General features: G+C 64.3%; 20 protein-coding genes. 4 read left to right on the top strand and 16 right to left on the bottom strand.

All coding sequences use genetic code 11. The annotated features are described in order from the left end of the window. The first annotated feature begins 109 nt into the window (after positions 1 to 109). The 4 genes from BMX36_RS19480 to BMX36_RS21445 all read left to right on the top strand — a co-directional run bounded on the left by BMX36_RS19480 (position 110) and on the right by BMX36_RS21445 (position 6,150). Positions 110 to 1,369: a TolC family protein gene (locus tag BMX36_RS19480; RefSeq protein ID WP_007406848.1), complete on the top strand. Its 1,260-nt coding sequence runs from the start codon at positions 110 to 112 to the stop codon at positions 1,367 to 1,369. Beyond that, a complete protein-coding gene (locus BMX36_RS19475) occupies positions 1,366 to 2,520 on the top strand; it encodes an efflux RND transporter periplasmic adaptor subunit (RefSeq protein WP_007406857.1) in 1,155 nt (384 codons plus the stop codon). The genes BMX36_RS19480 and BMX36_RS19475 overlap by 4 nt, the downstream gene beginning before the upstream one ends. Then, a complete protein-coding gene (locus BMX36_RS19470) occupies positions 2,517 to 5,753 on the top strand; it encodes an efflux RND transporter permease subunit (protein ID WP_018251231.1) in 3,237 nt (1,078 codons plus the stop codon). The genes BMX36_RS19475 and BMX36_RS19470 overlap by 4 nt, the downstream gene beginning before the upstream one ends. A gap of 121 nt (positions 5,754 to 5,874) precedes the next feature. Next, positions 5,875 to 6,150 (top strand): hypothetical protein, encoded by a 276-nt coding sequence (locus BMX36_RS21445; RefSeq protein WP_143058621.1) that lies wholly within the window; start codon positions 5,875 to 5,877, stop codon positions 6,148 to 6,150. A gap of 21 nt (positions 6,151 to 6,171) precedes the next feature. On the opposite strand, the gene BMX36_RS19465 is transcribed toward BMX36_RS21445, so the two are convergent. From BMX36_RS19465 to BMX36_RS19390, 16 genes are all read right to left on the bottom strand, one after another. After that, positions 6,172 to 6,567: a CopM family metallochaperone gene (locus BMX36_RS19465; RefSeq protein WP_050794225.1), complete on the bottom strand. Its 396-nt coding sequence runs from the start codon at positions 6,565 to 6,567 to the stop codon at positions 6,172 to 6,174. Further along, entirely contained in the window at positions 6,554 to 6,868 is a 315-nt protein-coding gene (locus BMX36_RS19460) for a hypothetical protein (protein ID WP_206379108.1), read from the bottom strand. The genes BMX36_RS19465 and BMX36_RS19460 overlap by 14 nt, the downstream gene beginning before the upstream one ends. Before the next feature lie 5 nt (positions 6,869 to 6,873). Further along, positions 6,874 to 7,224, bottom strand: a complete 351-nt coding sequence (locus BMX36_RS19455) for a DUF3147 family protein (RefSeq protein ID WP_018251229.1) — start codon at positions 7,222 to 7,224, stop codon at positions 6,874 to 6,876. 245 nt (positions 7,225 to 7,469) lie between these two features. Next, positions 7,470 to 8,078, bottom strand: a complete 609-nt coding sequence (locus tag BMX36_RS19450) for a DedA family protein (RefSeq protein ID WP_007406854.1) — start codon at positions 8,076 to 8,078, stop codon at positions 7,470 to 7,472. Positions 8,079 to 8,090: 12 nt separating this feature from the next. Then, complete coding sequence (locus BMX36_RS19445) at positions 8,091 to 8,447, bottom strand: hypothetical protein (RefSeq protein WP_231731359.1); 357 nt, start codon at positions 8,445 to 8,447, stop codon at positions 8,091 to 8,093. Positions 8,448 to 8,566: 119 nt separating this feature from the next. Beyond that, positions 8,567 to 9,022, bottom strand: a complete 456-nt coding sequence (locus BMX36_RS19440) for an MgtC/SapB family protein (RefSeq protein WP_018251228.1) — start codon at positions 9,020 to 9,022, stop codon at positions 8,567 to 8,569. 113 nt (positions 9,023 to 9,135) lie between these two features. After that, positions 9,136 to 9,885 carry an HAD-IIB family hydrolase gene (locus BMX36_RS19435; RefSeq protein WP_007406852.1) on the bottom strand — a complete coding sequence of 250 codons (750 nt, stop codon included), beginning with the start codon at positions 9,883 to 9,885 and terminating at the stop codon, positions 9,136 to 9,138. After that, on the bottom strand, positions 9,882 to 12,383 hold the full coding sequence (locus BMX36_RS19430; RefSeq protein ID WP_007406838.1) for a heavy metal translocating P-type ATPase: 2,502 nt from the start codon (positions 12,381 to 12,383) through the stop codon (positions 9,882 to 9,884). The genes BMX36_RS19435 and BMX36_RS19430 overlap by 4 nt, the downstream gene beginning before the upstream one ends. Continuing rightward, positions 12,380 to 12,988 carry a cation efflux transmembrane domain-containing protein gene (locus BMX36_RS19425; RefSeq protein ID WP_007406859.1) on the bottom strand — a complete coding sequence of 203 codons (609 nt, stop codon included), beginning with the start codon at positions 12,986 to 12,988 and terminating at the stop codon, positions 12,380 to 12,382. Before BMX36_RS19425 ends, BMX36_RS19430 begins: the two co-directional genes overlap by 4 nt. Further along, complete coding sequence (locus BMX36_RS19420; protein WP_007406853.1) at positions 12,985 to 13,671, bottom strand: ZIP family metal transporter; 687 nt, start codon at positions 13,669 to 13,671, stop codon at positions 12,985 to 12,987. Before BMX36_RS19420 ends, BMX36_RS19425 begins: the two co-directional genes overlap by 4 nt. Before the next feature lie 3 nt (positions 13,672 to 13,674). Beyond that, positions 13,675 to 14,058: a hypothetical protein gene (locus tag BMX36_RS19415; protein WP_007406861.1), complete on the bottom strand. Its 384-nt coding sequence runs from the start codon at positions 14,056 to 14,058 to the stop codon at positions 13,675 to 13,677. Positions 14,059 to 14,063: 5 nt separating this feature from the next. After that, positions 14,064 to 14,951, bottom strand: coding sequence for a bestrophin family protein (locus tag BMX36_RS19410; RefSeq protein WP_007406841.1), 888 nt, complete (start codon positions 14,949 to 14,951; stop codon positions 14,064 to 14,066). A gap of 31 nt (positions 14,952 to 14,982) precedes the next feature. Further along, on the bottom strand, positions 14,983 to 15,324 hold the full coding sequence (fliE, locus tag BMX36_RS19405) for a flagellar hook-basal body complex protein FliE (protein ID WP_007406845.1): 342 nt from the start codon (positions 15,322 to 15,324) through the stop codon (positions 14,983 to 14,985). Between the two features lie 45 nt (positions 15,325 to 15,369). After that, a complete protein-coding gene (locus BMX36_RS19400) occupies positions 15,370 to 15,744 on the bottom strand; it encodes a hypothetical protein (protein ID WP_007406844.1) in 375 nt (124 codons plus the stop codon). Next, complete coding sequence (locus BMX36_RS19395; RefSeq protein WP_043060768.1) at positions 15,741 to 16,229, bottom strand: SRPBCC family protein; 489 nt, start codon at positions 16,227 to 16,229, stop codon at positions 15,741 to 15,743. Before BMX36_RS19395 ends, BMX36_RS19400 begins: the two co-directional genes overlap by 4 nt. A gap of 53 nt (positions 16,230 to 16,282) precedes the next feature. Beyond that, positions 16,283 to 19,528 (bottom strand): efflux RND transporter permease subunit, encoded by a 3,246-nt coding sequence (locus BMX36_RS19390; RefSeq protein ID WP_007406862.1) that lies wholly within the window; start codon positions 19,526 to 19,528, stop codon positions 16,283 to 16,285.

Below are 19,528 nucleotides of genomic sequence, written 5' to 3'. Positions count from 1 at the left end.
TCCATCGCTCCCCAGCGGGATCGACCCATCTAAGCTTCTGCGTCCGCCTCGCGGTTGAGTCTCGCCGACGCCGCGCGCGTCGACTGACTACCCTAGAGGATCATGCACTATGAACGGCAGTTTTCGCCGGTCGCGCACCGTTGCGCTGACCGGCGCCTTTGCGGCGCTATCGCCCGTAGGTGCGGCGTGGTCGCAGACCGCACCCCCCTTTGCACAGCTTCTAAATCAGACGCGTGATGTGCCGCGCGTCCTGGCGCTAGAAGCAGACGTCGCCCGAGCACGCGGCTTGGCATTACAAGCGCGCGCCCGACCGAACCCCTCGATCAATGTCTATGCAGAGAATTTCGTGGGCGACCACGATCGCAATGCGCGCAATCAACAACAGACGACTTTCCAGGTCGATCAGCCTGTCGAACTGGGCGGCAAGCGATCCGCTCGGATCGCCGCCGGTGAAGCCGGGATCGTTGCGGCAAAGGCGCGCGATCGTGACGGCCGTCTCGTCTTTGCGACTGAGCTGGCGCGCGCTTATGCTGGTGCCGAAATCGCCGATCGTCGCATCACCATCGCCGAAGAAGAGGTTAAACAGGCGACCGATGTCTTGAGGGTTGCCCGCGCTTTGGTCGGCGCCGGCAAGGAAGCCCGTCTCCGGCAAGTGCAGGCCGAAACCGAACTGAACACGCTTCAGGCCGACCTCGAAAACGCGCGCGCTTTCAAGACGGTCGCGCTGGCACGTCTTTCGGCGCTCGCCGGTATGACCACCCCCTTCACCGGTCTTTCGGAGTCACTCCTCGATCGGCTCGATGCCAAGCCGGCTTTCGGTCCCATTGACGCGATGCAGGCGACGACGGTGCGGGTCGCGGAAGCCGAACAAGACGCCGCTGCGCGGGCGGTGACGGTGCAACAGCGCCTCGCCATTCCGAACGTCACTGCGCAGCTTGGAGTGCGTCAACTCCGCGTCGCGAGCGGCCCTGCCCTAGTCGCCGGCATATCGGTCCCGCTCCCCTTCTTCGATCGCAACCAGGGCAACATCGCGGCGGCACGCGCTGAGCTGCAAGGAGCAGAAGCGCGCGCCGCCGCGGCCCGGCTCGAAGCCGAGGCCGGGACACGCGCCGGTCTAGCGCTGGTCGAGGCAGCCGACGCTCGTGCCGCTGCCGCGCAGCGGACTTTGACAACCGCCGAAGAAGGCTACCGCCTCGCCCGCATCGCTTACGAGGCAGGTAAAAGCCCGCTGATCGAACTGCTCGCCGCACGTCAAAATCTCGGAGTCGCCCGCGGCCTCATCCTCGATGCCGCCGCAGCGCGCCTCGACGCCCGCGCCAATCTCGCCCGTCTGCAGGGCCTCACCATCACCGGAGAAGCGGTGCAATGACCGATAAAACTCGCCTCTACACCGGCGCCGCCATTGGCCTGGTCGCTGCCGCCGCGCTTGGATTCGGCGCTGCGCGCCTCACCCAATCGCCCGCCCCTGCCCCTGCTCCTACGGAGGCCGCAGCGCCAGCCAAGCCGTCGAACACGGTCGCGATGACGCAGCAGGCACTTTCGGCATCGCAGATCACTGTAGCCCCGGCGGCCTCCGGCGAGCTGGACGCCGCGATCCTTGCCTCCGCTACGGTCGAGGCGACGCCCGACGCCGAGGCGGTGCTGACCGCGCGCGCACCGGGCACGGTCAGCCGTATCATGGTCCGCATCGGCGATCTTGTGCGAGCCGGCCAGACGCTCGCTCTGGTCGAGAGCCGCGATGCTTCGCAGATCGCAGCCGATCGCTCGGCCGCGTCCGCGCGCGTCACTCTCGCCGCTCGCCAGCTCGAACGCGAACGCGGTTTGCTTGCCCAGGGCGTCACCCCCCGCGCTGACTATGAAGCCGCACAAGCCAATCTGGCGGTCGCCCAGGCCGATGCCCGGCGCGCTAGCGCCGCCGCAGGCGCTGCCCGCGTATCAGGTGACGGCCGATCGGTTGCGGTCGTCAGCCCCGTCTCGGGGCGCGTCACCAATGCTGGTGCCAATCTCGGCCAGTTCGTCGCGGCTGAAACCGAGCTGTTCCGCGTCGCCGACCCGCGCCGGCTTCAGATCACGGCTAGCGTTCCCCCCGCCGATGCAGGCCGGGTCCGAGAAGGTGACAGGGTGGAGTTGACCACCACCGATGGCCGCAAGATCGAGGGCCGCGTACGTTCGTCGACCGGCGTCGTCGATCCGCAATCGCGGACCGCGACCGTCGTCATCACGCCGACCTCTGGCGGCAGCACACTCGCCCCGGGCCAGCTTGTGCAGGCTCGTATCCTCGCCAGCGGCGGGGCCGCCAAGAGTGGCGTGATGGTGCCGCAAGACGCGGTGCAGACGCTTGGCAGCGATACCGTAGTGTTCGTCCGCACCGGCCAAGGCTTCCGCGCACAGCCGGTTCAGGTCGGCAGCCGATCAGGCGGGATGGTGGCGATCACCGGCGGCCTCGCCGCCGGCACGCAGATCGCCACCACCAACGCTTTTCTCCTCAAAGCGGAGATCGAGAAGGAGTCGGCGGAATGATCGGCCGCATCCTCTCCCTTTCGGTCCGGATGCGATGGCTTGTCGCCGTCCTGACCCTCGTCGTCATTGGCTTTGGTTTATGGCAGATCACCAAGCTGCCGATTGACGCTGTGCCCGACGTCACCAACCGACAGGTCCAGATCAGCACATTCGCCCCGACGCTTGGGCCGGTCGACATCGAAAAGCAGGTGACGTTCCCGGTGGAAACGGCGCTGGCCGGAATCCCAGGGCTTGAGATGACCCGCTCCATCTCGCGCAACGGCTTCAGCCAGGTAACGGCGGTCTTCACCGACCGCACCGACATTTACTTCGCGCGCCAGCAGGTGACGGAACGGCTCGCACAATCGCGCGACAGCCTGCCTTCCAACGCGCAGCCGATCCTAGCACCGCTCAGCACCGGGCTCGGCGAGATTTTCTTCTATTCGGTCGCCTTCCGTCACCCCGACGGCAAGGGCTTGAAGACGGTCGATGGGAAGCCGGGCTGGCAGTCGGACGGCAGCTATCTCACGCCCGAGGGCGAACGCCTGACCACCGAGCTGGCGAAGGCGGCATATCTCCGCACGGTGCAGGATTGGATCATCCGCCCACAGATGCGCGCCGTGCGCGGCGTCGCCGGGGTTGATTCCAACGGCGGCTATGTGAAGCAATATCTGATCGAGCCAAACCTGAACGCGCTCGTTAGCTATGGGCTGTCGGTGACGGAGTTGGCGGACGCGATGGAGCGGGCCAATCTCTCTGCCGGCTCCAATTACGTCCGCCGTGCCGGCGAGAGCTTCCTTGTCCGCGCCGATGCTCGCCTCAAATCGATCGATGACATTCAGGAAGCCGTCGTGGCAACCCGGAACGGCGTTCCCATCCGCGTCAAGGACGTGGGCCAGGTCGTGATCGGCGGTGCGGTCCGCACCGGATCCGGCAGTCGCATGGGATCGGAAGCGGTCATCTCGACCGTGCTGATGCTGGTGGGCGACAACAGCCGCATCGTCGCGACCGATGCCGCCGAGAAGCTGACGCAGATCAACAAGGCGCTGCCGCCCGACGTGTTCGCCGAGCCGGTCTACAACCGGTCCAAGCTGGTCAACGCGACGATCGCGACGGTCGAAAAGAACCTCACAGAAGGCGCGCTGCTCGTCATCGTCGTGCTGTTCCTGCTGCTCGGCAACATCCGCGCCGCGCTCATCACCGCTGCGGTCATCCCGATCACTATGCTGATGACGGCCGCCGGCATGAACGGGCTGGGCGTATCGGGCAACCTGATGAGCCTTGGAGCGCTCGACTTCGGGCTGATCGTCGACGGCGCCGTCATCATCGTCGAGAATGCGCTTCGCCGCCTCGCCGAGCGCCAGGAGCATGAAGGCCGGCTTCTCACCCGCGACGAGCGGATGGAGGAAACGACACTCGCGGCCAAGGAGATGGTGCGGCCGACCGTTTATGGTCAGCTCATCATCTTCCTCGTCTTCGTGCCGCTGCTCACCTTCCAGGGCGTTGAGGGCAAGACGTTCGCGCCGATGGCGATCACGTTGATGGTGGCGCTCGCCTCCGCTTTCGTCCTGTCGCTGACCTTCGTTCCCGCGATGATCGCGATCGTCGTCAAGGGCCGGGTCAGCGAGACGGAAGTGAAGCCGATCCGCTGGTTCAAGGAACGCTACGCCCCCGTGCTGGGCAGGGGCGTAGCTCGGCCGATGCCCTTCATTCTGGGCGGTGTCGGCGTGTTCGTCGCGGCAGTGCTGAGCTTTGGCTTGCTCGGCGAGGAGTTCATGCCGCAGCTCGACGAGAAGGACATAACCGTCACCAACTTCCGCGTGCCATCGGCGTCGATCGATCAGTCGACACAGATGCAGCTTCAGATCGAGAATGCATTGAAGACGCTGCCGGAGGTGGCGCTGGTCTTCTCTAAGAACGGCAACGCCGATCTCGGCACCGATCCGATGCCGCCCAATGCGTCGGATACCTATGTGATTCCAAAGCCAGAGGACGAGTGGCCGGCGGAGGTTAAGAGCAAGGAGGACATCCTTCGCCGCATCGAGGAGCGGATGAAACCGCTGATCGGCAACCGAACAGAGATTCAGCAACCGATCCAGATGCGCTTCAACGAGCTGATCGCCGGCGTTCGCGCCGACGTCGCGATCAAACTCTACGGCGATGACCTCGACGCGATGAGCGAACAGGCGCGGCGCATCGCTTCCGTCATGCGCACCATCCCGGGCGCTGGTGACGTGAGTGCCGAACAGACGTCCGGCGCGCCGACCTTCGACGTGCAGATCGATCGGCAAGCGGCGGGCCGTTATGGCCTGTCGGTTGAGGAGGTGGCGAACACGGTCTCGGCTGCGCTTGGCGGGCGCGAGGCCGGGTTGTTGTTCGAGGGAGACCGGCGGTTCGACGTCGTGGTCCGCCTCCCCGATGCGCAACGGGATGACCTTGAGACACTGGGGTCGATCCCGGTGATGCTGCCCACTGCCGAGGGTCAGGTGGCGCGCTCGATCCCGCTCAGCCAGGTCGCCCGGTTCAACTACACGCAGGGGTTGAACCAGGTTAGTCGCGAGAATGGCAAGCGGATGGTGGTCGTGCAGATCAACGTCCGCGGGCGCGATCTTGGCGGGTTCGTCGACGAAGCACAGGCGAGGATCGGCCAGATGCAGCTTCCCGCCGGCATGTATACTGAGTGGGGCGGCACCTTCGAGAGCCTGCAATCGGCTCGGTTGCGCCTGCTGATCGTCGTGCCGATCTGCTTTATCGCGATCTATGCCCTGCTCTACATGGCGCTCGGCAGCTTCGTGTCGGCGGCGATCGTGTTCTCGGCGGTGCCGATGGCGCTCGCAGGGGGCGTGTTTGCGCTGCTGCTGCGCGGTATCCCCTTCTCGATCACCGCAGCGGTCGGGTTCATAGCCCTATCGGGCGTTGCCGTCCTCAACGGCCTCGTGATGATGAGTGCGATCGGAAAGTATCGCGAAGACGGTGCGGCCGACGACGATGCGATCGTGGGCGGCGCAATGGAGCGCGTCCGTCCGGTGCTGATGACCGCGCTGGTCGCGTCTCTTGGCTTCGTGCCGATGGCGCTTGCGACCGGCACAGGAGCAGAAGTGCAACGCCCACTCGCAACGGTCGTCATCGGGGGGCTTATAACATCGACAATCCTGACCCTTCTTGTCCTGCCAGCCATCACAGCGTTGTCCATGCGATTGAGAGGCTCAAAGGCACAAGGTTCGACTGTCGGCACCACAAAGGCCCAGATTTGAGTCTACATGCGCACGTTCTGGTATCGTTGACCGGCATCAAGTTCAGTGTCGGTTCAAGTAGAAGCCCTAATATCAAATACGCCGTCGTTCGATCCTATCGTCCGATGGTAGGAGAGTAGACATGCGTAAGACATTTTGGATTGCAGCGGGGCTGCTGGCTTCGTTGGTCCCTGGTACTGCGATGGCGCAGCACCATGGTGGCCGTCATTCCACAGGTCATGGTAGCTACGGCGGACATGGACGTGTGGTCGTGTCAAATCACGGCTATGGCTATGCGCAGCCCTATTATGGTGGCGGCTATTATGCCGACTCTCCGCGATACCAGTCTCGCCACTACGTGCGCGATCGGCACTATGATCGTCATTCCCGTCCGAGGCATTACCGCCGCCATCATTGACGGCGGTAAGGCTTCGGGCCGCTACTTGCGGGTTTCGCGCCGGGCAAGCCACGCCCGCATCTCGGCGATCTCGCGCCGCTGCGTCGCCACTACTTCGGCTGCAAGCCGGCGAACAGCGGGATCGCGCCCGTACCTCAATTCTATCTCGGCCATCGCGATCGCGCCTTCATGATGGGGGATCATCGCGCGCATGAAGTCGGCGTCGGCATCACCAGTGAAGGCCACGTCCATAGCGCCATGCATCTTGGCGTTCGCGGCCCGGTAGGCTCTGGTTGCGGGCGTGTCGGCCCGCTTTCCCGCATCAGCTCCCCGGGTCACGCTCGTACCGTGTTGAGCGTGCTGTGCGCTCGCAGCAGGTGGCGTCAGTCCAGCGGCCGTTGCGACCATCAGCGCGAGCGTGCCGTTAATTCCGATCATCACGTTCCTTCTCCAGTGTAGCATCATGTCCGCGCTGGCGTCCGGCTCTGGCCGGAGGTTGCCGGCGCGCAGCCGCATCGAGCTCGGCCACGGCCTGGGCCGCGGCCTCGCAGTCGCTGCCGGTTTCCTGGCCCCGCTCGCAGCGGGTGACAACCAGCCTCGCCTCTTCCGCGTGGAAACGGAAATAGCCAGCATCCCGTGGTTTAATCAGTCCGCATCCAGTCAGAGCGATGGTCGCGACAGCGGCAATGAGCGCGCGTTCCTTGAGGTTTGTCATTCTGTTCACCCGCTCGTTGTTCATGGAAATCACAAAGCGATGCCAAAGCGCCGGAGTGCGAGAACCATCGCGATATAGAGCAGGACGGTCAGGCAGCATCCGGCGGCCAAGGCTGGCCAAAAGCCAATTCCGTGACGCAAAAGGACTGGTATCAGTAGGAATAGCGGCAGCGAGGGGAGTACGAACCAGAAGGTCGCCTGCGCATGGGCCGCCATGTTCATCGCATCAGGCCGGTCGTGCCACAGCCATATCATGCCAAGGACCGAGACGACCGGTAGCGACGCAATCAGCGCTCCGAACCCGGGATAGCGCTTCGCCACTTCCGACGCTGCCGCGATTAGTATGCCCGAGACGATGGCCTTGACTGCAAGATAGTACATAGGATGCTTCGCTTACCTTGTGGCGGTGGATCTTGATGATGCGGCCCAGCGCCACTTCCCCCCGTTGCGACGCCATGCGCGAAACCCGATGCGGTAAAGCCTCCCGATCCACTTGATGAGAATGAACGTGGTTCCTCGCGGGACCAGGCCAAGGGCACTGGCGTAGCGCGTGACGAAGACCAGCATCGAAGCTGCCGTAAGCCAAAGTCCGGCGGGAAAAACGGGAGACGAGCCATTGACATTCATCAATGGCGATCCCCGGATCGCCCGAAGGTCGCGACCCGCCAGAGATACCAAATGACGGCCAGCAAGAGCACGGCGTTGCTGACCGGTTCGATGACGCTCGCCACCTGATTATAGCGTTCGCCCAGCTCGTAGCCGGCTAGCACGAGGATCACGGTCCATATTGCCGAGCCGGCAAGCGTGGAAAGCAGGAACGGACCGAGGGGCATTCCGCTGACCCCTGCTGGCACCGAAATCAACGTCCGGACTCCCGGGACCATTCGTCCGAACAGAACCGCCCAACGGCCATAGCGGTCGAACCAGCGATCGACATGATCGATCTCGTCCGCCGTCAACGTCAGCCATCGACCGTGGCGAGAAGCAAAGCGCTTCAACCGATCGATGCCGATCCAGCGCCCGACATAGTACCATAGGATCGCTCCTGCGGCCGATCCGAGGGTGCCAGCGATAACGACCACCCACAGCGAGCCGCGCCCCTGCGCGGCCGTGTAGCCCGCAAGGGGCAGGATCACTTCCGATGGAATCGGCGGAAAGACGTTCTCGGCCAGCATCAGCAGGAAGACGCCAAAGCCGCCGAGTGCCGATAGGATCGATGTTATGATGTCGAACACAAGACAGCCTCGTCAGATGATCCAATAGAAGATGGCGCAGAACACGAGGATGAGGGCGAGGACCGATCCTACGATCGCGTTTTCCAGTCGCGGGCACTCGACGTTCCTGATCCGCGCGGCGACCTGCCAAGCGGGGCGGATCGGACACCGCCACGACCCAGCGACAATTCGATCCAATTCCGCGTCCGACAGCCCGAAGAATGCTTTGGCTTCACGGCGCGATCGACCCGCCAGCCCCATCACACGCAGCACCACATCGTCCCATGCGACATCGATCGCGCTCGGCCGATCGATCATCGGGCCGCGCGCGTCACCGCCTGCCCAAGAGGGAGGCAGCAGGCCGATGATCTGGTGAGGATTGCGCTCCAACAGCGTCGCCCAGCGCAGCAAGCGGTGTTGGCGGTCCCGCGCCGGGATAGTCCGCGCCGGCGCCCAACGTCGGGTGAGGGCTTGCACTGGATGTGTCCATCGGCTCGCCTGAGAGGTCGTCATGGACTTGCCGGAGTACAGGCGTCGCCATTGGTAGCGCGCTTGAGCGGACGAGAACAGCGCAGGGTCAGGAAGGTGGTGCAGCTCAGGATGAAGGCGATATCGTATAGGCCGTAGCCGACGGCCGCCCCGAGCGCGCCAGTCGCCCACAGGCTGGCCGCTGTTGCCGTACCCGAGGCTTTGCTACCCTTCTTCAGGATCGCGCCGCCCCCAATGAAACCGACGCCTGTAATCAGACCTTCGAGCAACCTGGCCTGCGCCGGGGACGTGCGGCCGAGGATCGCGATGCCTACCAGCACGAAGCCGCAACTGGCGATGGCAACCAACGGGAATGTGCGGATGCCTGCGCTACGGGCGTCCTTCTCGCGATCCCAGCCAACCGGAAGGGCAAGCGCGTAGGCGACGGCGAGACTGATGATATGGGTGGTTATCTCCCACCATGAGCTTTGAAACATGCCGGCCTGCCTGTTCTACGCGATCGCTCCAAATCGGAGGTTAAAAACGAATGTTGGGCCGAGCGCCTTGAAGGCGCTCGTGATTAAGGCGAGGATCGTGAACATCTGCGAACCTACCGGTGCAGACATGCGATGATGGCGGCCACGACGGCGGCGGTTTCCGCAACGTCGCGCACCCTGACCGTGTCGAGGCCGATCTCGACGGCGGGATAGTCATTTCCACCGGGGAAGATCGCATCGCCGATGAACAACATGCCGTCGAGCGGCACGCCGCTTTCGGCGCTCAGGCGCTTCAGGCCGTAGCCTTTGTCGACCCCTGCCCTCGTCACGTCGATCGATGTCGTACCGCCAAGATTGATCGAGAGGCCCGGCAGCACTGCGCGCAAGGTCGCCTGCAATGCAGTGCGTTTTTTCCGATCCCGGTCCCATCCCTCCTTTTCCTTCAGCGGCGCCGCCTGCCCCAGCCCCGAAAAGGTAATCTGGCTGCCGCGATCCTCGATCCGCTCGCCCCATATGCGTTCATCGGCGAGGCCGGCATCGGCCAGCGCCCGGTCGAAGGCCGCGCGGATCTTCGCCTTCTCCGCATCGTCGAACAGCTCGGCATAGACCACGCACCAAGCCCCATCGATGAAGCGATAGAGCTTGGTGCCGGTGGTCGGCATCAACCAGAGGCGGTCGAGCGCTGCGTCCGCAGGCAAGCGCGACGCGACCTGCTTTTCGAATTGTGGCCAGTCCCCGCCCGAGATCACCGCCACATCGGTAACGGCGAGCAACCGGGCGATGATCGCGGCCATATCCTCCGATAACGGGCGTTTGCTCTCCGCGAGCGTGCCGTCGAGGTCGAAAGCGACCAGCCACTTCATGCCGCGTTCCCCGCCGGGTCGCGGTAGGCGAGCAGCCGGAGCGCGTTGATGACGACGAGCAGTGTCGATCCCTCATGGACCGCCACCGCTGGCCCGATGCCGAGGCCGAGGATGGTGGCAGGCACGAGGAAGGCGACGACGCCCAGGCTGACGAACACGTTCTGACGGATGATGCCGCGCGTATGACGGCTCAGGCCGACCGCGAACGGCAAGTGCGCCAGGTCGTCGGCCATCAGCGCTACGTCGGCCGTCTCGAGCGCTACGTCCGACCCCGCCGCGCCCATTGCGATGCCGACCGTGGCGCTCGCCATCGCGGGCGCGTCGTTCACGCCGTCGCCGACCATCGCGACCTTGTCCTCGCCGGCAAGCTTCTTGATTGCGGCCACCTTGTCTTCGGGCATGAGGTCGCCCCACGCCTCATCGATTCCGACATCGTTGGCGATCGCTTCGGCGACCTTCTGGTGATCGCCGGAGATCATTATCATCCGCGACACACCCATCTCGTGCAGCCGGCGCAGCGCGGTCTTGGCCGCTTCGCGGGGCGTGTCCATCAGGCCGATCGCGCCTAGGTCGCGGTCTCCCTTGCGGACGACCATCGTCGTGCGGCCGTTCTCGCGCAGCTTCGCGATCGCGTCCTGCGCCCCCTGCCCCAGCGCCGGTATGCCCTCGCCCCCAAACATCTCGGCCTTGCCGATCCACACCGTCTCGCCATCCACGCTCGCGGTGACGCCACGACCGGTCAGGCTCTTGAGGTCGCCAGCGGTGGGCAACGGGCGCCCATTCAGGCGTTCGCGGCCGTCGTTGACGATCGCTTGGGCCAGCGGGTGATCGCTCAGCGCCTCGACAGCGACGGCCAGCGACAGCAGCTCGCCTTCGTCGGTGCCGTCGACGGGCACGACATCGGTGATGCGCGGGCGCCCTTCGGTCAGCGTGCCGGTCTTGTCGAAGGCGATCGCCTTCAACGAGCCGAGGTTTTCGAGCGGCGCACCGCCCTTCACCAGCACACCGCCACGTGCCGCGCGCGCGACGCCGGACAGGACCGCGCTCGGCGTCGCGATCGCGAGCGCGCAAGGGCTCGCTGCGACCAGTACCGCCATCGCGCGATAGAAGCTGTCGCGGAACGGCTCGTCGATGACCACCCAGGCGAACAGCAGCAGCACCGACAGGATCAGGACGGCGGGCACGAAGATGCGCTCGAACCGATCGGTGAAGCGCTGCGTCGGCGACTTCTGCGTCTCCGCCTCGCTCACCATCTTCACCACCTTGGCGAGCGCGGACTCGTTGGATCGGCGCGTCACCTCGATCTCGATCGCGCCGCCGCCATTGATCGTGCCGGCAAAGACGCGGCTCTCCGCCTCGACCGCATCGGGCTTGGCGCGGGCGGCTGCCGCGTCCGCGACCGGCACCTTGTCGACCGGGATGCTCTCGCCGGTCACCGGGGCTTGGTTGATCGCGCTCGTGCCCGTGATGACGAAACCATCGGCGGGAAGGCGTTCGTTTGGTCGGACGATAGCAATATCCCCGACAACCATCTCCTCGACCGGGATTTCGCTGGTCTGCCCGTCACGTCGCACGGTCGCGGTTTCGGGCGCGAGCTTCGCCAGCGCCTCGATCGCCTTCTTGGCGCGTCCCATCGCGTAATGCTCAAGCGCATGGCCAAGGCTGAACAGGAACAGCAGCAGCGCGCCTTCGGCCCATGCGCCCAGCGCAGCGGCGCCGGCGGCAGCAACCAACATCAGCGTGTCGATCTCGAACTTCTTCAGCCGAAGATTGTCGATTGCCTCGCGCAGCGTGAAGAACCCGCCGAAGAAATAGGCTGCGATGTAGCAGGCGGTCGGCAGCCAGTCCGGTGCACCGGTGGCCAGCTTCTCGATCGCGTAGCCAATTCCCAGCAGCGCGCCGCAAGCGAGCGCAAAGATCAACTCGGTGTTGGGACCAAGAAAATCGGCATGGCTATGGTCGTGACCGTCGCCAGGACCGTGTTTCTCCTCGCCCGCCCCGTGCCCACCGGGACCATGGTCATGGCCGGCATGGTCGTCGGCGGCGACCCGCTTGCCCACCCGGACCTTCAACTTGCGAAGCGCCGAACGCACCTCCTCTTCGGTGGTCTCGCGGCGGTCATATTCAACCCGGACAGACCCACTGGTACTGGCACTCGCCTGCACCACGCCCGGCAGCGCGCATAGCGCGTCACTGACGGTGCGCGCCCGACGCTCGTGGCTGATCCCCGTCACCTGCCAGATCGCATGGCCGTAGCGTTCGGTGATTTCGGCGCCCGCGGCGCGCACCATCTCGCGCAAGCGCGGCAGCGGCAGCTTGGCAGCGTCGAAATGGATGCACAGGGCCGCCGGCGTGTCGCCGTCGAGGCAGATCACATGCGCCCGCTCGACGCCTTCGCGCTTTGACAGGGTTGATACGAGACGGTCCAGGCAAGCGTCGGCCGCGTCAGGAAGGTCCGGCAACAATACTGGAATATCGAGTTCGAGCTTGTCGTTCATGACGACCTCCTTTCGCTTTTCTTGGTTTCGGCGCGCGCGTCGCGCAGGATTTCGACACCGCCCTTGATGGCGATGATGGCGGTAGCGAAGCCGACCAGAAGGTCCGGCCAGTTGGTGCCCAGCCACAGCACCAGCACGCCCGCGATCAGGATGCCGCCATTGGAAATGAAGTCATTGAAGCTGAAGGTGGTGGCGGCCCGTAGGTTAACGTCCGGATCCTTGAGCCGCTGGAGCAGCCGCAGGCAGAGGTAGTTTACGACGCCGGCGATCGCCGACATGACCATCATGGTCGGTCCGATCGGCTCGCTCCCCTGCACATAGCGTCGCCCGACATCGATCAGGATGCCGCCCGCAAAGATCAGCAGCATTACCCCCGATGCGATCGCGGCGCGCGTCTTCCACGTCTTACCGTGGGTCAGCGCGACGAGGCTGAGAGCGTAAACGGCGGTGTCGGACAGATTGTCGACGCCGTTGGCGATGAGCGCACTTGAATCGGCGAACGCGCCGGATACGAAAAAGCCCGCTGCGATTGCTGCGTTCAGCAGCAGCACGATCCAGAGCGTGCGACGCTCCTGCGTGCCCGCGTTGTCGTTGCTCGCATTCATCCCATGATCTCCTCGAGCGTCAGGAGGGCGAGGAACCCTACGAAGAACATCGAGCTGATGAGCGGGGTGTCAGGCTTCTCGTGCGCCTCAACCAGCAGCTCTTCCGTGACGAGGTAGAGCAGCGCCATCAGCCCAAAGCTCAGGAAGCCAGCGACCATTACCGGCGAGAGCGTGGCGACAGGAACGGCAGCGAGCGCGCCGATCGGCAGCAGCAGCGCCAAGGCCGAGACGATCACGATGATGCGCAGGCGCGAGCGATAGGTTTCCGCCAGCTCGTTGGTCAGTGTCAGACCCAGGAAGAGCACTTCGAGTGTCAGCGCGATCGTCAGCAGAAATCCCGCCTTCTCGCCCGCGACGAACGCAAGGCCGAGCACCAGGCCATCGACCAGGATGTCGATGCCGATCGCGGCGAGCAGCGCCATCGGCCCCTTGAAGCGGGCCTCGAAAGCCTTGAGACCCAGCATCGTTACGACGCCCGCCGCCCCGCCGATCAACGTCGCGCTGGGCGAAGCCTCATGCTTGACCTGCGGCAGGATTTCAGTCGCTGCCGCCGCGAACACGACGCCGGCAGCAAGATGCTGTAGCCCCGCCACGAGGCCAGGATTTAACTTTGTGCGGCTCGCGATGATCGCGCCGATTACGACCGCCAGCACAGGCGCAAGCGTGTAAAGCAGTGCCTGCATATCCTATGATCCCTCCGGGGTTCGGTGACAGACGTGGATTTTCCCGCGCCGCATGAAGGCGATCGCCCCGCCCGCCACGACCGCCCGTGACTGGTTGCCGCGAAATTCATCACCGGTTCGCTGGGCGCGCAGGATCTCGGTCCTGCCCTTCGGCAGCCAGGTGACGGCCATCTTCAGGCCGTCGTCGATGAAGTCGACATCGGCGCGGGTGCCGTCGTCGCAATACATGATGCGCTGCGCGATCAGCCTTGGCGTCACACGCTTGTCATGAGCCGGTTCGACAGGTTCGCTCGGAGCCGGGTTGCACGCCCCTACAATCACGCCGGTGACGAGAACGGCGCCAACGCGCGCGATCGTGAGCCCGGGCAGATGCAGCAAGGCGCGCATGCCCATCACCACAGCACCCCGTGATCAGGTGTCAGCGGCTCGGGGGCCGGAAGTCCCGCGGTTTGGAGAAGGTCGATCTCGATCGTGCGGCACATGGCCGTGAGCGGGACATCGTGGACGCTATTGGCGAACGGATCGGTCAGATCCTCGCCGATGCTCAGCACCGCGAGGAAGACGAGTCCGATCAGCGTCGATCCGATCGGCGTGGCAAGGCCCAGGGATTCGACCAGCGCGATCGGGAGCAGCACGCAGAACACACGCGTGAAGAGGTTCGGGAAGAACCGAAAGCCATTGGGCAGCGGCGTGTTCTTGATCCGCTCCATGCCGCCCTGCGCATTGGCGATGTCGATCAGGACGCGCTCCACAGTTGCCTGCTGGATCTCGGTGATCCGACCTTCCGCGAGCGCGTCAGCGTAAATGCCCGATATGTCCTCCAAGAGCGCATTGGCAGGGTTCAGGCGAGTGACCGCCATATCGGCGACCTCCGTTCCGGCGACCCGGGCAATTTCTTCATAGGGCGACTGTCGGCGAAGCTGGCAGCGCATCGAGTGCGCAAAGGCGATCTGCCTCAGGATGATGTGGTGCCGTATCTCACTGCCCTCGGGTTCCCCCTTGGTCAGGCTGCGCGTGATCCGGGCCAGACTGCGCGAGGAATTGATGAGCGCGCCCCAAAGAGTTCGCGCTTCCCACCAGCGTGCATAAGCGGCGTTGGTCCGAAACCCCATGAAGAGCGCGATGGCAGTGCCGAACAGCGCCGTCGGCAAAGGCGGTTCCTTGATCGGGGTCATCATGTGGAATGCCGTCACCGCCACGTCCCACACGAACAGGATCGTGAGGGGCTTCCAAACCTCGACAATAATCTGCGTAAATCGTGGCCTTGTGCCGACAATCATACCAATACCGCCTTAGTTATCTCCGCGATCGTCATCCGATCGGCATGTTCATGATGTCTCGATATGCAGACAGCAGCTTGTTCCGGACTTGCAGCGTCGCCTCGAACGTAATGGATGCACGGCTCTGGATGAGCGCGACGGTCGCAATGTCGGTGGTTTCGCCCCGTTCATATGCTTCGGTGACGACATCCTCCTGCTCCTGGGTCTCGTTGACCTTCGCCACCACGGCATTGAGGGTGTCGGCAAAGGTTGAGGCTGGAGCGGTCGGCGTCACGCCGGGCGGTGCCGTCGGCTGCGCCTCGCGCAAGGCGCGGCTTCGCGCGATCACTTCGGCGCGAATGGCCATCACATTCGAGATCGACGTGTCAGACATCGTTTCTCTCCCGTTGCAGTGCGACGTGTCGGAAGACAGGACGGTTCATCGGGTGCCCTCCCGTTCGCAGGTCCGCGTGCGGCCTTCGCCTTCCACGATGGTGAGCTGCGACCCCTTGAAGGTCGCGGTGGCTGTCTCGCCGACATATTGGAGGCCCTGCGCTGGCGCGGTCAGCGTCATGGGCACGGCGCTGCTGGAGCGCCGCAAATCGATCTGCAGGCCGTTGTCCTTGTAGTCGACGAACAGCGGTTCCCCGTCGGAACAGCGATAGGGATGGCGCCCCATTTCCCCGGTCGCCACGGCGCTGTCGGACGAATGGATTTGCTGCTCCGTTGGCGGGGCTGGCGGCTTGCTTTCCGTGCAAGCCGCCAGCCCGATAACGAGGATGAGGGCGGGCAGAACCCGCTTCAACGGCGTCATCGCGCCTTCCTCCTGTACCGGGAGGGGACGCGCTGACGATTGATCCCACGGGCAGGCTGACCCACCCGCCAGCGCAGATAGGTTGCGAGGCGATCGTCAGCCTCGATCATCAGGGACCGCAGGCGACGCAACATCATCGCCGCGAACGGCAAAGACAGCGCCCCGCGCAGCGTGCAGCTATGTGTTAGCCTGGTGCCACCGTCGTCCCCTGCCAGCTCGTACCGCTCTTCGAGCGTGAACAGATAAGGGATGCCGCAGGACCAAGCGAAGGCGTGCGGCTTATCGAATCGATCAATCCGTGCTGGCGTCCGAATTGGTCGGGTGATGCCCTGGATCGCGAAGGTACATTCCGTCTCGCCAAGCTGGCACGGGTTGTCGAGGAATACGAGCGGACTCCAAGCCCGACGATGATCCGGATCGGTGATCGCCGACCAGATCCGCAGTGGCCCGCCGTGAAGCATTGAGCTGGTTATGGTGCGAGGCATATCCCCATCTCCCAGAGATGAGCGGGGCGATCGCGGATCGCCCCGCTCACCCTTCAGGCCAAGTCGTTCACGAAGGTCTGACCGTGGTCGTCCCCTTCATGCTCCTCATTGTAGTGCTCGGGCTTCTCGATCACTTTCTGCCCGAACCGGGCGTAGAGCGTCGGCAGCACGAACAGCGTCAGCAGCGTTGCCGAGATCAGGCCGCCGATGACGACGGTCGCCAATGGCTTCTGCACCTCCGCGCCCGCGCCTTCGCCAAGCGCCATCGGCACGAAGCCGAGGCTGGCGACGAGCGCGGTCATGACGACGGGCCGCAGACGCTGCATTGCGCCGACATGGGCCGCCTCTTCGCGCGATAGCCCCGACCGGATCAGGTCCTGGATCGAGCTGACCATCACGAGGCCGTTGAGGACCGCGATGCCCGACAAGGCGATGAAGCCAACCGCCGCCGAGATCGAGAAGTCCATGCCCCGCAGGAACAGCAGCAGAACGCCGCCCACCAGCGCGAAGGGCACGCCGGTGAAGACGATCGCGGCATCGCGGACCGATCCCAATGCCCCGTAGAGGAGCAACAGGATCAGGATGAAGCAGGCCGGAATGACCAGCTTCAGACGTTCGCTTGCCGATTGCAGGTTCTCGAACTGGCCGCCCCATTCGAGATAGGCACCAGCGGGCAGCCGAACCTGGCTACCGATCGCCGCCTGCGCGTCCGCAACGACACTGCCGACGTCGCGACCGCGCACATTGGCTTGCACCACCACGCGACGCTTCCCGTTCTCGCGGCTGATCTGGTTGGGACCATCGACCACCTTGATGTCGGCGACGCTCGAAAGCGGCACATAGCCACCCCCCGCCAACGGCACCTGCACCTGTTCGAGAAGGCCGATGTCCGCCCGTTGCGCTTCAGAGAGCCGTATCACGACCGGAAAGCGCCGATCGCCCTCGAAGATCTGGCCCGAGGTGCGCCCGCCGATTGTCGCGGTGACGATGTCCTGCACATCTTGGGCAGTGACGCCCAGACGCGCCATTGCGTCGCGATTGACGCGAATGTCGAGCATGGGCAGGCCCGTCGTTTGCTCGACCTTCACGTCCGCTGCGCCCTGCGTCTTGCGCAGCACCGCAGCAACCTGCTCGGCCGTCCGGTTCATTTGTGTGAAGTCGTCGCCGAATACCTTCACCGCGATATCGCCGCGAACGCCGGCGATCAGCTCGTTGAAGCGCATCTGGATGGGCTGGGTGATCTCATAGGCATTGCCCGGGAACTTCGCGAGATTACCCTCGATCCGACTTACCAGCTCCTCCTTGGGAAGGTCGGGGTTCGGCCAGTCCTTCCGCGGCTTCAGGATGACGAACATGTCGGTCGCGTTCGGCGGCATCGGGTCGGCCGCCAGCTCGGCGGTGCCCGTCTTTGAATAGACGAACGCCACCTCCGGTTGCTTCGACATCATCCTCTCGATCGGCACCTGCATCGCCTGACTCTGCTGGACCGACGTTGCCGGGATGCGGAGCGACTGGATGAGCAGATCGCCTTCATCGAGCTGCGGCAGGAACACCGAGCCGAGCGTGGTGAAGGCAAGCGCCGCCACCACAAGGCTGCCGACACCCGCCCCGATCGTCAGGGTCGGGCGCTTCATCGCCCGGTCGAGACCGGGTTCGTAGCGCTTCTTCAGCCATGTGATGATGCGGCCGTCCTTCTCCTCCACCTTTTTGGACAGCCAGATCGCGATCATGGCGGGGACGAAGGTGAGCGACAGGATGAAGGCGAAGCCGAGCGCGATGATGACGGTGAGCGCCATCGGCACGAACGTCTTGCCCTCCACGCCGGTCAGCGTGAGTAGCGGCACGTAGACGAGGATGATGATCGCCTGTCCGTAGACCGAGGGCCGGATCATCTCGCGCGCGGCGGCTGCCACGGTCGCGAGCCTTTCCTTGACGCTCAGCAATCGGCCTTCATGATGCTGTTGCTCGGCAAGCCTTCGCAGCGCGTTTTCAACGATGATGACGGCGCCGTCGACGATCAGACCGAAGTCCAAAGCCCCAAGGCTCATCAGATTGGCCGAGACCCCAGCGCGCAGCATACCAAAGCCTGTCAGCATCATGGTGATCGGGATGACCAACGCCGCGATCAGGGCCGCACGGAAGTTGCCGAGCAGCAGGAAGAGCACGACGATGACCAGCACCGCGCCTTCGGACAGGTTTTTCGCGACCGTCTTGATCGTCGAATTGACCAGCTCGGTGCGGTTCAGCACCGGCTGAATTACGACGTCAGGAGGCAGCGAAGCGTTGATCGTCTTCAGTTTCTCAGCGACCGCGGTCGACACGATGCGGCTGTTCTCGCCGATCCGCATGATCGCCGTGCCGACGACGACTTCGGTACCGTTCTCCGATGCCGAACCCATGCGGATCGCCTGACCCGTCTTCACAGTCGCAACTTGTTCTACCGTGATCGGCACGCCGTTACGTGTCGCGATCACGGTCCTGGCCAACTCGCTGGCATTGCGAACGAGCGCATCCGAGCGAACAGCCAGACCTTCGCCATTGCGATTGACGAAGCCACCGCCGACGCTGGTGTTATTGCGCTCCAGCGCATTTCCCAGGTCCGTCAGCGTGATGCCGAGCGAGGCCAGCTTCTGCACGTCGGGCACGACGAGGAACTGCTTGGCGTAACCGCCAATCGAGTCGACACCGGCGAGGCCCGGTGTGGTCTTCAGAAGCGGCGTCACGATCCAGTCCTGCGCGGTGCGCAGGTAGGTCGCCTTGTCCTCTTCGGTCGTCAGTCGCTCGCCCTCTGGCGTGATGTAGCTGCCATCGGGCTGTTGGCCCGGTTCACCGGGCTTGTGCTTGTCGTCCTCGCGATGATCGAGACGAACGGTGTACATGTACACCTCGCCCAGGCCTGTCGCGATCGGACCCATTTCAGGGTTCACGCCGTCGGGCAGATTCTCTTGCACGCCCCGCAGACGCTCGCCCACCTGCTGGCGGGCGAAATAGATGTCCGTCGCGTCCGAAAAGACCGCCGTGATCTGCGCGAAGCCGTTGCGGCTCAACGAGCGCGTATATTCCAGGCCGGGGGTGCCGGCGAGCGCGGTTTCGATTGGAAACGACACCTGCTTCTCGACCAGCTCGGGCGAGAGGGCAGGCGCGCGGACGTTGATCTGGACCTGATTGTTGGTGATGTCCGGCACCGCGTCGATCGGTAGCCGGTAGAGGGAAAAGGCGCCGATGGCGGCGACGATGACGGTGAGGAGCAGGACTAGCCAGCGCTTCTCGACCGCCCAGGTTACGATACGGGCGATCAT

The sequence above is a fragment of the Sphingomonas sp. OV641 genome (assembly GCF_900109205.1).
Lineage (GTDB): Bacteria > Pseudomonadota > Alphaproteobacteria > Sphingomonadales > Sphingomonadaceae > Sphingomonas.
This window is presented reverse-complemented; position numbering and strand designations above follow the sequence as displayed.

Bases quoted from the DNA above. Each gene is read 5' to 3' on its own strand.
- BMX36_RS19480 (WP_007406848.1), top strand. From the start codon at position 110: ATGAACGGCAGTTTTCGCCGGTCGCGCACCGTTGCGCTGACCGGCGCC.
- BMX36_RS19475 (WP_007406857.1), top strand. From the start codon at position 1,366: ATGACCGATAAAACTCGCCTCTACACCGGCGCCGCCATTGGCCTGGTC.
- BMX36_RS19470 (WP_018251231.1), top strand. From the start codon at position 2,517: ATGATCGGCCGCATCCTCTCCCTTTCGGTCCGGATGCGATGGCTTGTC.
- BMX36_RS21445 (WP_143058621.1), top strand. From the start codon at position 5,875: ATGCGTAAGACATTTTGGATTGCAGCGGGGCTGCTGGCTTCGTTGGTC.
- BMX36_RS19465 (WP_050794225.1), bottom strand. From the start codon at position 6,567: ATGATCGGAATTAACGGCACGCTCGCGCTGATGGTCGCAACGGCCGCT.
- BMX36_RS19460 (WP_206379108.1), bottom strand. From the start codon at position 6,868: ATGAACAACGAGCGGGTGAACAGAATGACAAACCTCAAGGAACGCGCG.
- BMX36_RS19455 (WP_018251229.1), bottom strand. From the start codon at position 7,224: ATGTACTATCTTGCAGTCAAGGCCATCGTCTCGGGCATACTAATCGCG.
- BMX36_RS19440 (WP_018251228.1), bottom strand. From the start codon at position 9,022: ATGTTTCAAAGCTCATGGTGGGAGATAACCACCCATATCATCAGTCTC.
- BMX36_RS19435 (WP_007406852.1), bottom strand. From the start codon at position 9,885: ATGAAGTGGCTGGTCGCTTTCGACCTCGACGGCACGCTCGCGGAGAGC.
- BMX36_RS19430 (WP_007406838.1), bottom strand. From the start codon at position 12,383: ATGAACGACAAGCTCGAACTCGATATTCCAGTATTGTTGCCGGACCTT.
- BMX36_RS19425 (WP_007406859.1), bottom strand. From the start codon at position 12,988: ATGAATGCGAGCAACGACAACGCGGGCACGCAGGAGCGTCGCACGCTC.
- BMX36_RS19420 (WP_007406853.1), bottom strand. From the start codon at position 13,671: ATGCAGGCACTGCTTTACACGCTTGCGCCTGTGCTGGCGGTCGTAATC.
- BMX36_RS19415 (WP_007406861.1), bottom strand. From the start codon at position 14,058: ATGCGCGCCTTGCTGCATCTGCCCGGGCTCACGATCGCGCGCGTTGGC.
- BMX36_RS19410 (WP_007406841.1), bottom strand. From the start codon at position 14,951: ATGATTGTCGGCACAAGGCCACGATTTACGCAGATTATTGTCGAGGTT.
- fliE (WP_007406845.1), bottom strand. From the start codon at position 15,324: ATGTCTGACACGTCGATCTCGAATGTGATGGCCATTCGCGCCGAAGTG.
- BMX36_RS19400 (WP_007406844.1), bottom strand. From the start codon at position 15,744: ATGACGCCGTTGAAGCGGGTTCTGCCCGCCCTCATCCTCGTTATCGGG.
- BMX36_RS19395 (WP_043060768.1), bottom strand. From the start codon at position 16,229: ATGCCTCGCACCATAACCAGCTCAATGCTTCACGGCGGGCCACTGCGG.
- BMX36_RS19390 (WP_007406862.1), bottom strand. From the start codon at position 19,528: ATGATCGCCCGTATCGTAACCTGGGCGGTCGAGAAGCGCTGGCTAGTC.